General features: G+C 69.7%; 12 protein-coding genes. 6 read left to right on the forward strand and 6 right to left on the reverse strand.

Annotation, left to right across the window (positions count from 1 at the left end; translation table 11 throughout):
- Positions 1 to 83: 83 nt before the first annotated feature.
- The 4 genes from ACTVCO_RS07065 to ACTVCO_RS07080 all read left to right on the forward strand — a co-directional run bounded on the left by ACTVCO_RS07065 (position 84) and on the right by ACTVCO_RS07080 (position 2,555).
- Positions 84 to 767: a hypothetical protein gene (locus tag ACTVCO_RS07065; RefSeq protein ID WP_443727691.1), complete on the forward strand. Its 684-nt coding sequence runs from the start codon at positions 84 to 86 to the stop codon at positions 765 to 767.
- Between the two features lie 59 nt (positions 768 to 826).
- Entirely contained in the window at positions 827 to 1,012 is a 186-nt protein-coding gene (locus ACTVCO_RS07070) for a helix-turn-helix domain-containing protein (RefSeq protein WP_443727927.1), read from the forward strand.
- Positions 1,013 to 1,170: 158 nt separating this feature from the next.
- A complete protein-coding gene (locus ACTVCO_RS07075) occupies positions 1,171 to 1,689 on the forward strand; it encodes a hypothetical protein (RefSeq protein ID WP_443727692.1) in 519 nt (172 codons plus the stop codon).
- 149 nt (positions 1,690 to 1,838) lie between these two features.
- Positions 1,839 to 2,555 (forward strand): HAD-IA family hydrolase, encoded by a 717-nt coding sequence (locus ACTVCO_RS07080; protein ID WP_443727693.1) that lies wholly within the window; start codon positions 1,839 to 1,841, stop codon positions 2,553 to 2,555.
- Positions 2,556 to 2,571: 16 nt separating this feature from the next.
- On the opposite strand, the gene ACTVCO_RS07085 is transcribed toward ACTVCO_RS07080, so the two are convergent.
- The 6 genes from ACTVCO_RS07085 to ACTVCO_RS07110 all read right to left on the reverse strand — a co-directional run bounded on the left by ACTVCO_RS07085 (position 2,572) and on the right by ACTVCO_RS07110 (position 10,593).
- A complete protein-coding gene (locus tag ACTVCO_RS07085) occupies positions 2,572 to 2,994 on the reverse strand; it encodes a hypothetical protein (protein ID WP_443727694.1) in 423 nt (140 codons plus the stop codon).
- Between the two features lie 67 nt (positions 2,995 to 3,061).
- The gene (locus ACTVCO_RS07090; RefSeq protein WP_443727695.1) at positions 3,062 to 5,182 is read right to left on the reverse strand and encodes an iron ABC transporter permease; all 2,121 of its coding nucleotides are present in this window, start codon (positions 5,180 to 5,182) and stop codon (positions 3,062 to 3,064) included.
- Positions 5,179 to 6,186, reverse strand: a complete 1,008-nt coding sequence (locus ACTVCO_RS07095; RefSeq protein WP_443727696.1) for an ABC transporter substrate-binding protein — start codon at positions 6,184 to 6,186, stop codon at positions 5,179 to 5,181. Before ACTVCO_RS07095 ends, ACTVCO_RS07090 begins: the two co-directional genes overlap by 4 nt.
- A 145-nt stretch (positions 6,187 to 6,331) precedes the next feature.
- Positions 6,332 to 7,114, reverse strand: coding sequence for an ABC transporter ATP-binding protein (locus tag ACTVCO_RS07100; RefSeq protein ID WP_443727928.1), 783 nt, complete (start codon positions 7,112 to 7,114; stop codon positions 6,332 to 6,334).
- 249 nt (positions 7,115 to 7,363) lie between these two features.
- Positions 7,364 to 8,179 carry an aldo/keto reductase gene (locus ACTVCO_RS07105; RefSeq protein WP_443727697.1) on the reverse strand — a complete coding sequence of 272 codons (816 nt, stop codon included), beginning with the start codon at positions 8,177 to 8,179 and terminating at the stop codon, positions 7,364 to 7,366.
- A gap of 134 nt (positions 8,180 to 8,313) precedes the next feature.
- A complete protein-coding gene (locus ACTVCO_RS07110; protein WP_443727698.1) occupies positions 8,314 to 10,593 on the reverse strand; it encodes an LLM class flavin-dependent oxidoreductase in 2,280 nt (759 codons plus the stop codon).
- A gap of 218 nt (positions 10,594 to 10,811) precedes the next feature.
- On the opposite strand from ACTVCO_RS07110, the gene prfB reads away from it, so the two are divergent.
- Complete coding sequence (prfB, locus tag ACTVCO_RS07115; RefSeq protein ID WP_443727699.1) at positions 10,812 to 11,933, forward strand: peptide chain release factor 2; 1,122 nt, start codon at positions 10,812 to 10,814, stop codon at positions 11,931 to 11,933.
- A 219-nt stretch (positions 11,934 to 12,152) separates the two neighbouring features.
- Complete coding sequence (gene ftsE, locus ACTVCO_RS07120; protein WP_443727700.1) at positions 12,153 to 12,842, forward strand: cell division ATP-binding protein FtsE; 690 nt, start codon at positions 12,153 to 12,155, stop codon at positions 12,840 to 12,842.
- The last annotated feature ends 3 nt before the right edge of the window (positions 12,843 to 12,845 follow it).

The following is a 12,845-nucleotide window of genomic DNA, read 5'->3' on the forward strand; positions in this document are numbered from 1 at the left end:
CACCTAGACATTGCGCACCGCATCGATGATCGACACGGTCGAGCGGTCATAGATCGATAAACGATTCTCACAGGGGGCGCACTGTGATGCGGAGCAAGCTCAAGAGTGACGACGAAGCCGAAGTGACGCGACAGTCCGACAACGGAGCTTGGGAGCGTGCTGGCATTCTGGCGCTCCTGCTCGCACTGCTTGCGATCACGATTCCTAGCCTCTTCCGATCGCTCTGGACAGCTCTGTACACAGGGTTGGCGGTGGGCGAGGTGCGGGTGTCACTACCGGTACGAGGCTCGGCGCTCGCAGACCCCGAGCCGGTCTTCAACTCGACCCCACCGATCAGCGCCCTCGAGGGCTCGCTCAGCTCCGCTGACTTCGTCGTCCAGTTCCTCGACCCTCAGGCGCACACCCACCTCACCCTCGCAAGAGCCATTCCCGCAGCAGTTCTCCTGTGCGGCGTCGTTGCCATCTCGGCTGTCGCGCTCCGGGTCGCACGGAACCGCGACGTCTTTCGACTACTCTCCATGTCGAGCGCCTACGGCGGGGGAGCGATAATCGTGACTGCGATCGTGTCAGGAGTTCTTGAGAATCGCGCCCTACGAGTCGTGGCAGAAGATCTGCTCGCAACGGGTGCCGCTCCGATGGTGTTTCCTGATGACGTTGCGCTTGAGATGAGTTGGCCACTCATCGCAGTCGGGGTCGGCCTGCTGATTCTCGCCCTTGTACTGCGCGCCGCCAGACGACACTCCGACGAGCTGAGCGAGATCGTATAGTGGCGACCCCGGTTCCCGGCGACGGGCCGGAGCCCCTCACCATCGATTGTCACATCGAGGTGCTCCTTCACGACCGTGGATGGACTCTTCAGGACCTCTCTGAGGCGACGGGAATAACGCGGGCTAACCTTTCTGTGCTCAAGAACGGTCGCGCCCGAGCCATCCGATTCTCTACTCTTCTATCGATCTGTACGGCGCTTGACTGCGAAGTCGGAGAACTGCTTTCGATCGCCGGACGGAGGTGAGGCGGGGATCCACCGCACCCCCGCTCAATCACCAGGTGGACTGAGGGGCGGGCGACGACTGCCGAGTTCCCGATGGAATACGCATGCACGCAAGACATAGGGCCACCCGCTTAGCTGCCGGAGGTAACGCGATGAGATATGCCCGAGGTCGTCAAGCCGTGACACGCTCAACCGGCCAGCGCCCCGCGGTCTGCGGGGTGCTGGCCTGTGTCCCCTTCTTGGTTGTCGCCTGCACACCGGCCACCTCGTCCTCGCTGACCGTGGCCGATGAGGAAGAAGCGACCGTCTGCTCGCCGCAGCAGGCGGAGACCGGTCGAGCCGTTATCGCGCTGAGCGAGGTCGACACCGTCGGAGGAGACGTCGCGATCAAGAACATCGCTCTCATCAGTCCCGACAATCTCACGCTCCTCGGGTTCGACATGGTCGACGCCGATGACCCGGCGGCGCGGGTCGTCACGGACGACTACGACACCTACGCGCCTCCGCCTGCCCCGACACGCGACCTCAAGGCGGAGTCCAGGTATGTCGTGAAGGTCGGACTGCAGACCGACCCTGGCGGCGGAACTGCCGAGGCTCTCGCGATCACCTATGTCGACCTCACGGGCACCGAACACGTCGTGGAGACGCGAATCGCCATGCGCCTAGCGGCTGCAGGGGTGGCGTGCGAAGCCGAGTAGGCCTCGGTCCTCAAAGCTGGTTCGCCTCATGCGCACGTAGCGCCTGCCAGATGTACCCGGCCCGGACGTTGGTGGCAGAGGACCGAAGGCAAGCCGCCGATCAGCCGACTGCCACCAACCTGATGGCCGGGTACACCTAGGCTCGGACCATGACCGAACCCGTCGTTCTTCGTGCCGTGGCCGTCCTGTGCGACATGGACGGCACCCTCGTCGACTCGACCGCCGCGGTCGTGCGCGCGTGGACGGGCTTCAGCGAGGCCCACGGCCTCGACCCGGCCGAGGTCCTCGCGTACTGCCACGGGCGGCTCACGCACGACACGGTCGATGTCTTCCTGCCGCACCTGCCAGCGGCTGAGCGCACGCGGCTCGCGGACGGGCTGCTCGCGGGGGAGTCGGACCGCCACGACGGTGTCGTCGAGATCCCGGGCGCGGCCGCGTTCATCGCCCGCCTCGTCGAGCTCGGCGTCCCGGTTGCGCTCGTGACGAGCGCACCGCGCGACCTCGCGGTCGCGCGCATGGGCGTGAGCGGCGTGGCCGTCCCGCTCGTCACAGTGACGTCGGACGACGTCACTGACGGCAAGCCGCACCCCGAGCCGTACCTGCGCGGCGCCGAGCTTCTCGGCGTGCCGATCGAGCAGTGCCTCGTCCTTGAGGACGCCGACGCCGGAATCACGTCGGCCCTCGTGGCAGGTGCGCGCGTGCTTGTCGTCGGTGCGCACGAGTCGTCGACGACCGAAGGCCTGCCGCGTGCCCTCGACCTCACCGACGTCACGGTCCGGCGGGACAGCGGCGACGTCGTGCTCGAGATCGGGCACGACGGGTTGGCAGCGGTCCTCGGGACGCGGGGCCCCGAGGCAGGGTTCTAGGCTCGACGGCTGGGGCCTACCCGCAGGTGTCGCACACCCCGGTCGCGGGCAACGTCATGAAGCACGTCGGGCAGATCGGCGCCACGCGCTCAGGGATCACGGGCTTGCGCGGCGCGGCCGCCTTTCGCGGCGTCGCCGCCCGCTTGGCGCGCGGAGCCGCCGTGGGCTCGGTCACCTCGAAGCCGCGCTTGCGGAGGAAGTCAGCAGCGCCGAACTTCCCCCCGCTGAACTCCTCGGACGTGGCCGCGCGTCCGGTCGCGTACCGGTGCGCCACGCCGAGGATCGCCTTGGAGTCGTACGTCCGACCCTCGTGGGTGAGCGTGTAGTCCCGTGACGGCATGAACCCGTAGACGCCGAGGAAGTCCTCGGCCCCACGATCGTCGTATTCGGCGATCGCCTGGAGGATGTGCTGTCGGGTCACAGAAGAGAAGGTCGCCACCCTCCGAGCCTAGACGCCCGCGCGGGGCCGACCTCACCGGAACGCGGCGGTACGCACGAGACGCTCGTTACTCCCGAGCTCGCCCTCGCCACAGGAGCCACACGAAGTACGGTGCACCGATGAGCGCTGTCGTGAGCCCGGCCGGGATCTGCGCAGGTGCGACGACGGTGCGCCCGAGTGTGTCAGCGACGCTGACGAGCAGCGCGCCGAGGAGTACGGCCACGGGAACCACCTGCGCATTCTTTGACCCCACGAGCGCCCGAGCCGCGTGCGGAGCAACGAGCCCAACGAAGCCCACGACGCCCACCGCGCACACCGCAGCAGCCGTCACGATGACTGTTGATCCCAGCAGCACGAGTCGCGTCCGCTCGAGCGAAACGCCGAGGCTCCGCGGAATGTCCTCGTCAAGCGCGAGCAGATCCATGTCTCGCCGTCGCCACACCGCCACAGGCGTCACCACACCCAGCGCAACGATCACCGGGACAAGATGCTCGAACGTCCGCCCGTACGTTGACCCAGCGAGCCACGTGAGCGCAAGGTTGAGGTTCCACGGCTGTGCCACGACGATGACGAGCGTTGTCAGCGCCGCGGCGCCCGCGCTCATCCCGACGCCGATGAGCACCAATCGGTCCGAGCTCAAACCCCCGCGCCACGCGAGTGCGTACACGCCCCCGAACGCGACAAGTGCGCCGACGCCCGCCGCCGCGGACAGCATCCACACCGGCGCCCACGGCAAGAAGATGATGACGGACACCGCGCCCAGACCTGCACCGGCGGTGACGCCGAGCAAGCTTGGCTCAGCGAGCGGATTGCGGCACGCCGACTGCACCATCGAGCCCGCAAGCCCGAGCGCAGCGCCAGCGAGCAACGCCGCGAGCACACGCGGCATGCGCTGATCGAGCGTGAAAGCCACCTGGCGTCCCGCGACGCCGTCGATCCAGTGCACAACGTCGCCGAGCAGCAGCATCCGATCACCGAGCAACGCCGCCGTGACGGCGGCACCCGCCACGAGGACCGCGAGTACCCCAGCCACGATCACCGATCGTCGCTGCGTGCGCGGTCGAACCCGCGTCGCAGCGCCCCCAGGCCCTGTGTCCCGGAGCCGGCGTGCGAGAACGACGAGGACCACGGCGCCGAAGATGCTCGTGACGATGCCTGTGGGAACAGCGGCGCTGTGTTGAGCGGGCAGCACGGCGCGCAGCAGGACGTCGGCCGCGAGCACGACGATGACGCCGAGCACCGCGGCGAGTGGCACGAGCACTGCGTGCCGGCTCAAGCCGCCAACGCGCCCCGCCACCAACCGTGCGAGGACGGGCGCGCACAGTCCAACAAAGCCGATCGGACCTGCGACCGTGACGGCGGCGGCAGCCAGCAGGACTGAGGCCACGACGGTGAACACCCGCGTGGTCCGCACGTCGACCCCGAGAACCTGCGCGGCGTCATCACCGAGCGCAAGCAGATCCAAGCGCCGGGTGAGCAGCCCAAGCGATGTCAGGCCGAGCAGGATCACGGGCGCGGCGAGCGTGACGACGCGCGTTCCGGACTGGACGACGGACCCGCTGCCCCAGGCGAACAGCCCAGTGGTCTCCTGCTGGAAGACGACGAGGAGCATGTTCGTCAGGGAGCTGAGCGCGAGGGTTGTGGCAGCGCCGGCAAGGATGAGACGCGTCGGACCGGAGCGCCCGCCCTGCGCAAGGGCGAGCACGAGGCCCGCAGCTGCCAACCCGCCGACAAATGCGAGCAGACCCGAAAGGTAGAAGGGCAGGGACACGCCCACGACCGCTGCGCCCACGACCGCTGCGTAGCCGCCCGCGTTGACGGCCAGGGTGTCGGGGGAGGCGAGAGGGTTGCGTGCGATCGACTGCAGCGCCGCGCCCGCAGCGCCGAGCGCCGCGCCCACGAGGATCGCGGCCACCAGGCGTGGCATGCGGGACGCGACGAGAACCGCCGACGCGGTGTCGCCGTCGACGGGCCGCACCAGGGCGCGCAGCACGTCCGTGACAGTCAATGACGCGGTGCCCTGCGTGAGGTGGACCGCGACGAGGGCGAGCAGTACGAGAGCTGCGCCGCAGAACACCGTGGCCGCGCGCAGGAGCGGAACGGCCTCCCGGAGAGCTGGTGAGCTGGGCTGCCCGTTGTCATCCGTGGGGGAGGGCGCCGCGCCGATCCGCTCCTGCGCGGTGCTCACGCGGTGAACGCAGCGACGAGCGCGTCGATGTACTTGGACGCGGAGGCCGGGCCTCCGAACATCCAGATGCCGTCAGGCAGGCGGTGCACGTTGTCGGCCGCGACGAACGGCAGCTGCTTCCAGATCGCGTTGTCCTTGAGGCCGGTGGCGAACGGGTCAGCCTCGGCGTCGCCGTTGCTCGCATACACAAAGTGCAGGTCCTCGGCGCCGGACAGTGCCGTGAGGCCCTCGACGTCCGTGGTCTCGAGGCCGTAGACGGGGTCGCCCTCGCCTGGCCACGCGTTGACGAGACCGAGCTCGTCGCCGAGCGCGCCGAAGAACGACCCAGGGGTGTACATGCGCACAGACACGGTGGCGTTTGCGATCCAGCCGTCTGCCATCGCAAAGCTTGCACCGGCGACGTCGGCGGCAGCGAGCGCAGCTTTGGCCTCGGCAACCTTCGTGTCGAATGCGGCAAGGAGTTCTGCGCCCTTCGCGGTTGTGCCCGTGACGGTCGCGAGCGTCTCGACGGTCGAACGCATGTAGCTCATCGGGTCTGATCCGTCCGAGCCGCGCAGCACAACGAGCGGGGCGATCTTCTCGAGCTGCTCGAGAACCGGCTCGGCGGTGTCGGTCGTCACCGCGATGAGGTCTGGCTCGAGCGCGCTGACCGCTTCGAGGCTCGCCTCGCCGCGCGTGCCGACGTCAGGCGTTCCCGCGTCCAGCGGCATGGCCTGCGCCCAGGTGTTGTATCCGGAGACGTCGGCCTGGCCGACGATGGCCGCACCGAGGGCGAGGAGGTTCTCGGTGAGACCCCATTCGAGGGAGACGATGGCGCTCGCGGGCGCGTCGAGCGTGTGCTCGCCGCGCTCGTCCGTGTATGTAACAGTCCCGCTCGACGCGGCGGGCGGCGTCGGCGGTGTGGAGGGCGATGTGGTCGCTGCCTCGGTGCTGCCGCACGCGGCAAGGGCGAGCACGGCGACGAGCAGGGTGACAGGGCGCGCTAGGGATCTGGGAAGATGCATCGGAGTCCTTCGGGGATGATGGGCCGCTGCATGCGGCGGTGGCGTCCGGCCTCGTGGCAGGACGTGACGAGAAGCGGGGTGGTGCGTATGCACGGCGCCCGCCTGACCGCGCTGCCGCAATGCGGCGGCGCCGAGCGGGGAGGCGCTAGGCGGGGACGGCGGCGCGGCCGGTGTGGCGGCCGACCGGCTCGGTGCGGACGAGACCGGTGAGGGGGTCGCGCATCACATCGATACGCAGGCCGTAGGTCGCGCTGAGCAGGCCGGCCTGCAGGACGTCGGCCGGCGGGCCGGATGCTTGGACGACGCCGTCGCGCAGCAGGACGACGTGGTCGGCTACGGCGGCTGCCTGGTTGAGGTCGTGGAGCACGACGCCGACGGCGACCCCGTGGTCGTCGGCGACGTCCCGCATGAGGTCGAGGATCTCGACCTGGTAGCGCAGGTCGAGGTAGGTCGTTGGCTCGTCGAGGAGGAGGACACCGGTGTCCTGCGCGAGGCAGGTCGCGAGCCACACGCGCTGGAGCTCTCCGCCAGAGAGCTCGTCAATGCCGCGGTCGGCCATGTCGGCGACACCGGTGGCCTCCATCGCGTCGGCGACCGCGCGGGCGCCGTCGGGGTCTCCCTTGCGCAGCCGCCCCTGGTGGGGGTGGCGGCCGTACCCGACGACGTCGCGCACCGTGACGCCGTTGGGGGTTGGGCGGGTCTGCGACAGCAGGGTGACGCGCCGCGCGAAGTCCTTGGGGTGGAGGACGAGCGCGTCGGGCTCGTCCGGCAGGCTGATGCGGCCCGACGTCGGCCTGTGCAGCCGGGCGAGCGAGCGCAGCAGGGTGGACTTGCCCGAACCGTTCGGGCCGATGAGCGCAGTGACGCGCCCGGCCTCGAGGCGCAGGCTTGCGCGGTGCACGACGGTTCGTCGCCCGTAGCTGAGCACGAGGTCCGTGCCGTCGAGGCGTGGGGAGTCGGCGCGGCAGTCGGCTCGGGGGTCGGGGGCCGCATGGTCGTCGGTCGAAGATAACGTCACCCGAGTGAGGTTAGCCTCACCAAAGTCGATGACGAACGCGTCTCGCGATCTGATCACCTCCGACGGTCGCGGCGGCCGCCACAGGCAGCGGAGGTCCGCCGCACGCGGCGGAGGCCCGCCACGCGTGAGCGTGACGGGCCTCCCTGGTGCGCCCGAAGGTCAGGCCGTCGGGTCGGCGAGCCCGTCAAGGTAGGCCATGTCCGTCGCGGAGATCTCGAAGTCGACGTCGGCGTTCTCAACCATGCGCGACGGCGTCGTCGTCTTGGGCAGCGCGACCGCACCCTTCTGCAAGACGTACCGGATCGAGAGCTGCGCGACCGTGCGGCCGTACCGCTCAGCAACCGCCGCGAGCTCGCTGCTGCCGAGCAGCGCACCCGTCGCGAGCGGCGAGTACGCCTCGACGACGATCCCGCGGTCGGCGCAGAAGGATGAGACGCTCGCCTGCGCGTGTCCCGGGAAGTAGCGGATCTGGTTGGCGTGCGGCGTGATTTTCGCGGTGCCGAGGAGCGCCGTGAGGTGCTCGACCTCGAAGTTCGACACGCCGATCGCGCGGAGCTCACCGCGCTCGTACGCCTCCTCCATGGCCCGCCACACCTCGGCGTTGCCGGCCGTGTGGTCAGAGCCGATCGCGTCCCACGGCCACGGTGCGTGGATGAGCAGGAGGTCGATGCGGCCGAGCTTGTCGAGCGAGCGACGAATGGACTCGACCGCCTCGTCATACGTCTTGAGCTGCGCGGGGATCTTTGTCGTCACGAAGATGTCCTCGCTCGGGATCCCGGAGTCGGCGATTGCCCGGGCGACCGACGCCTCGTTGCCGTAGGCCCGCGCCGTGTCGACGTGCCGGTAGCCGACGCGCAGGGCCTCGGCGACCGCGTCGTACGTCTCGGGGCCGTCGGGGACCTGCCACGTGCCGAGGCCGAGCGTCGGGATCTCGACACCGTTGGTGAAGGTCGTCGTCGTGGTGAAGATGCTCATGGGTTCTCCTCGTCGGTAGCGGTTCCTCCGAGGCTACGCGCGAGCGGTTGCGGTGAGGTGTCAGAGCACGCCGCGGAGCGCCTTCACGAGGTTGTCCGTCTTGACGTGGGTGGCAGGTGGCTGTGGGAGCCGGCTCACCCCTTCGTCACGTCGAAGTTCGCGTTGAACACGTCATCCGGGTCCACCGCAGCCTTGAGCGCCTTGAGGCGCGCCAGGGTCGCGGGCGGGAACGCCTCACGTACGCGGTCGGGTGACACGTCCGTCTCGAACGACGAGTAGAGCCCGACGAGGTGCGCGCGCAGCGGCGCCCACGCGCGCTCGAGGCGCGCGTCGTCGACACCCATCGCGCTCACCGCGAACGACGCCGAGCGGTGCGCGTACGCGGTCGCGTCCGGCGCGACGTCGGAGGCCGCACCGCCGGTTGCGCGGATCTGGAAGAAGAAGACGTCGCCCGACGCGAGCATCTCGGCCGCCGCCGCCGCAAACTCGGGCGTCATCCGCTCGAGCAGGCCCGAGCGCGAGTGCGGCTCGCCCTCGGAGACGTGCCCCTCCTCGGGCGCGTTCGTGATGACCTGCGAGTACGTCGTGAGGCGCACGTCCTGGCCGTAGAGCGGCGAGATCGCGGCGATCGGCTGGAGCCGCTCGACGATCGTCGTCGCGTCCGCCGAGGCAACCATCGTCATCGTCTGCACGACGGGCGGCTGCCCCGCGCGCGGGCGCCCCATGAGCAGGAAGCTTGTCGTGTCGCGCGGCGCGTCCTCGACGTACGTGCCCCAGCGCTCGAGGAACCCCGCCGTGTCCTCCGCGTCCTGCGTGAGCACACCCCAGCCGACCTCGCCGACCTCGGCGGCCTCGAGGACAAACGACGTGACGATGCCGAGGTTCGCGCCCGCACCGCGCACGCCCCAGAAGAGCTCCGGGTTCGCCTCGGCGTTCGCGACGACGACGGAGCCGTCGGCAAGCACGACCTCCACCTCACGCACGTGGTCGATCGTCAGGCCGTGCTCGCGACCGAGGAAGCCGATGCCGCCCGCGGTCGCCAGACCGCCGACACCCACCCCGCCGAAGTCGCCCGAGCTGATCGCCCACCCGCGCGGCCCGATCTCACGCGCCACATCCATCCAGCGCGCACCCGGCTCGACGCGCACGAGGCGTGCGGCCTCGTCGACGACCTCGACGGTCCGCATGAGGCCAAGGTCGATGACGATCCCGTCGTCGTTCGTCGACCGTCCTGAGATGCCGTGACCGCCCGAGCGGATCCCGAGGGGAGCGTCCGGGTGCCGTCGCGCGAACGCGAGCGCGTCGCCGACCTCGTCGGTCGAGCGAGGCCGCAGCACGAGCGCGGGGGAACCCCCGCGCATATAGCCGCCACGAGCTCGCTGGTAGTCGCGATCACCCGGCTCGACGGCCATCTCGGCGAGCGACGCGGGAACCGCGTCGTACTCGACCGTCGACGTCCGCAGCTCGAGCGATCTGCGCGAGCGCACCCGCACGCCGTTCGCGCCGCCCGCAACCTCGGCGTCGAGGCGTTCGCGCAGCGCGGGCGTGACCTCCTGCGCAAACTCCTGCATGACCGCGGTCTCGTCTGTGCTGAGGATGATCGTCCCCAGCCCGTGCTCCGCGACGAGCGGCAGCAGGTCCTCGACCCACGAATCCGCAGGCCCCTGGAGGAACCCCGTGCGGACGGGCGAGAAGCGACCTGCGATGTTGAGAAGGCGCCTGACCTCACGCGGGTCACGGCCCGCGTCCTCGGCGGCCCCGTCGATCGTCGCGTTGCCCTTGACGAACGCCTCAACCCCCGTCCCGGAGTCCATCTGCGCGAGATAGGCGAGCGACGGCAGCCACCCGTCGGCCTTGCGCCCGACGAGCCGCAGCATGCGGGGCTTGAGCGCACCCAGCACGATCGGAACCTCACGCGACGGCTGCGGGCCACGCTTGGCGCCATCGACGCGGTGGAACTCCCCGGCAACCCGCAGCGGACGCCGCTCGTGCTCGTCCCACACGCCACGGATGACGTCGATCGCCTCGCCGAGCGCCGTGACGGCCTGGCCGGGGCTGAGACGGTCCGCGCCCATCCCGACCATCGCGTCCCAGAACGCGCCCGCGCCCAGACCGAGGTCGACGCGTCCGCCCGAAAGCAGGTCGAGGCTTGCGACCGAACGCGCGAGGACGGCAGGCTGACGCAACGGAACGTTGAGGACGTTGCCCATGACGCGAATCCGTGACGTCTGCGCCGCGACCCACGACAGCAGCGTCCACGTGTCGAGGAACGACGGCTGGTACGGGTGGTCCTGGAAGGTTGCGAGGTCGAAGCCGAGCTCTTCGGCGAGCTGGGCGAGCCTCACCGGGTTCTGCGCGGGACGCGCCGTCGGGGTGAGGAACACCCCCGTCTCGACCCGGTGTCCGTAGTGCACGTCGCATCCTTCCGTCGTCGTGGCCGCGGCACACGCCGCCCCACCCCGTCCAATGCTTTGCCACGTGTCTCCATTCCCGCACGTCGGTGCACGCCCGTGCGCGACGGTGGGCGTTGACGGACCTCGGGGCACGTCCGCGGGCGTGACAGTGCCCACGTCTGGTCGCCACGGGGCTCCCCGCGACCCGGCGGCCCATGAGTCGCGTACCCTTGGGGACCGTGGCCACCATTGACTTTCCCGCTGAGATCAGCGCACTGAGGACGACCCTCGAGACGATCGCCGCCGTGAGCGACCCGGCAGCGCTCCGCGCAAAGATCGAGGTCCTCACCGAGCAGGCGGCCGCCCCCGACCTGTGGGACGACCCCGACGCGGCACAGAAGGTCACGCAGGCGCTGTCGCAGGTGCAAGCCGAGCTCGAACGTGTCTCAGGCATGGGTTCACGCATCGATGACCTCGAGGTCCTCGTCGAGATGGGCGTCGAGGACGACGACGCCGACACGCTGGCCGAAGCCGAAGCCGAGCTCGCCACGATCCGCCGCGACATCGACCTGCTCGAGATCCGCACGCTCCTCGCGGGGGAGTACGACGAGCGCGAGGCCGTCATCACGATCCGCGCGGGCGCCGGTGGCGTCGACGCCGCTGACTTCGCCGAGATGCTCATGCGCATGTACCTGCGCTGGGCCGAGCGTCACGGCTACGCGACCGCGGTCCTCGACACCTCGTACGCCGAAGAGGCGGGCCTGAAGTCCGCAACCTTCGAGGTCAAGGCGCCCTACGCGTTCGGTCACCTCTCGGTCGAGGCTGGCACGCACCGTCTCGTGCGCATCTCGCCCTTCGACAACCAGGGGCGACGTCAGACGTCGTTCGCCGCGGTCGAGGTCGTGCCGCTCATCGAGCACACCGACTCGGTCGAGATCCCCGAGTCCGAGATCAAGGTCGACGTCTTCCGCTCGTCCGGCCCCGGTGGTCAGTCGGTCAACACGACCGACTCCGCCGTCCGCATGACGCACCTGCCCACCGGGATCGTCGTCTCGATGCAGAACGAGAAGTCACAGATCCAGAACCGTGCCGCAGCGCTCCGCGTCCTGCAGTCGCGCCTCCTCCTGGAACGTCAGGCCGAGGAGAAGGCGAAGAAGAAGGAGCTCGCGGGCGACATCAAGGCGTCCTGGGGCGACCAGATGCGCTCGTACGTGCTGCAGCCTTACCAGATGGTCAAGGACCTGCGCACGGGTCACGAGGTCGGCAACACCTCCGCGGTCTTCGACGGCGACATCGACGACTTCATGGCCGCCGGCATCCGCTGGCGACGCAACCTGCAGATCGAGGCCGAGCAGGGCTGACGCAGCCCGGACCGCCTGCCGTGACGGCCGCGCCCCCAAGGGCCGCGGCCGTCACGCGTCCGGTGAGCCTGTGAGGTCCCTGGACGTCGTGCGCGGCGTGTCCCGCACGGATCGACGCCAGCGCGTGCCTAGTCTCGAGAGGGCCTCGCTGCCGCACGATCCCGTCGTGCCCGCTCGCGGCCGGCCGCCCGACCCGACCGAACGGAACGTGCACCACTCGTGATCAGCCTCGACAACGTCAGTAAGGTCTACGCGCGCGGCGCGAGGCCCGCGCTCGACTCGGTGTCCCTCGAGATCGAGCGGGGCGAGTTCGTGTTCGTCGTCGGTGCCTCAGGCTCCGGAAAGTCGACGTTCCTGCGCCTCGTCCTGCGCGAGGAACGCCCCACGTCGGGCTCCGTCACCGTCGCCGGCAAAGACCTCGCAACGCTCTCGAGCTGGAAGGTGCCGGCACTGCGCCGCCAGATCGGCGCCGTGTTCCAGGACTTCCGGCTGCTGCCCAACAAGACCGTGTTCGAGAACGTCGCGTTCGCGCTCCAGGTCATCGGCAAGCCCAAGCACCACATCATGACGGTCGTGCCCGACGTCCTCGAGATGGTCGGCCTCGAAGGCAAGGAGAAGCGCCGCCCCCACGAGCTCTCGGGCGGCGAGCAGCAGCGCGTCGCGATCGCACGCGCCTTCGTCAACCGGCCGCCGATCCTCCTGTGCGACGAGCCGACCGGCAACCTCGACCCGACGACCTCCCTGGGAATCATGCGCCTGCTCGACCGCATCAACCGCACCGGAACGACCGTCGTCATGGCGACGCACGACGACGAGATCGTCGACCAGATGCGCAAGCGCGTCCTCGAGCTCGCCACGGGCGAGCTCGTGCGCGACCAGCGCCGCGGCGTCTACGGCTCGCAGCGCTGAGAG

The organism is Sanguibacter sp. A247 (genome assembly GCF_052324925.1).
In the GTDB taxonomy this organism is placed as follows: Bacteria; Actinomycetota; Actinomycetes; order Actinomycetales; family Cellulomonadaceae; genus Flavimobilis.

Coding starts and splice junctions, on each gene's coding strand:
- ACTVCO_RS07080 (WP_443727693.1), top strand. CDS start 1,839: ATGACCGAACCCGTCGTTCTTCGTGCCGTGGCCGTCCTGTGCGACATG.
- ACTVCO_RS07095 (WP_443727696.1), bottom strand. CDS start 6,186: ATGCATCTTCCCAGATCCCTAGCGCGCCCTGTCACCCTGCTCGTCGCC.
- ACTVCO_RS07105 (WP_443727697.1), bottom strand. CDS start 8,179: ATGAGCATCTTCACCACGACGACGACCTTCACCAACGGTGTCGAGATC.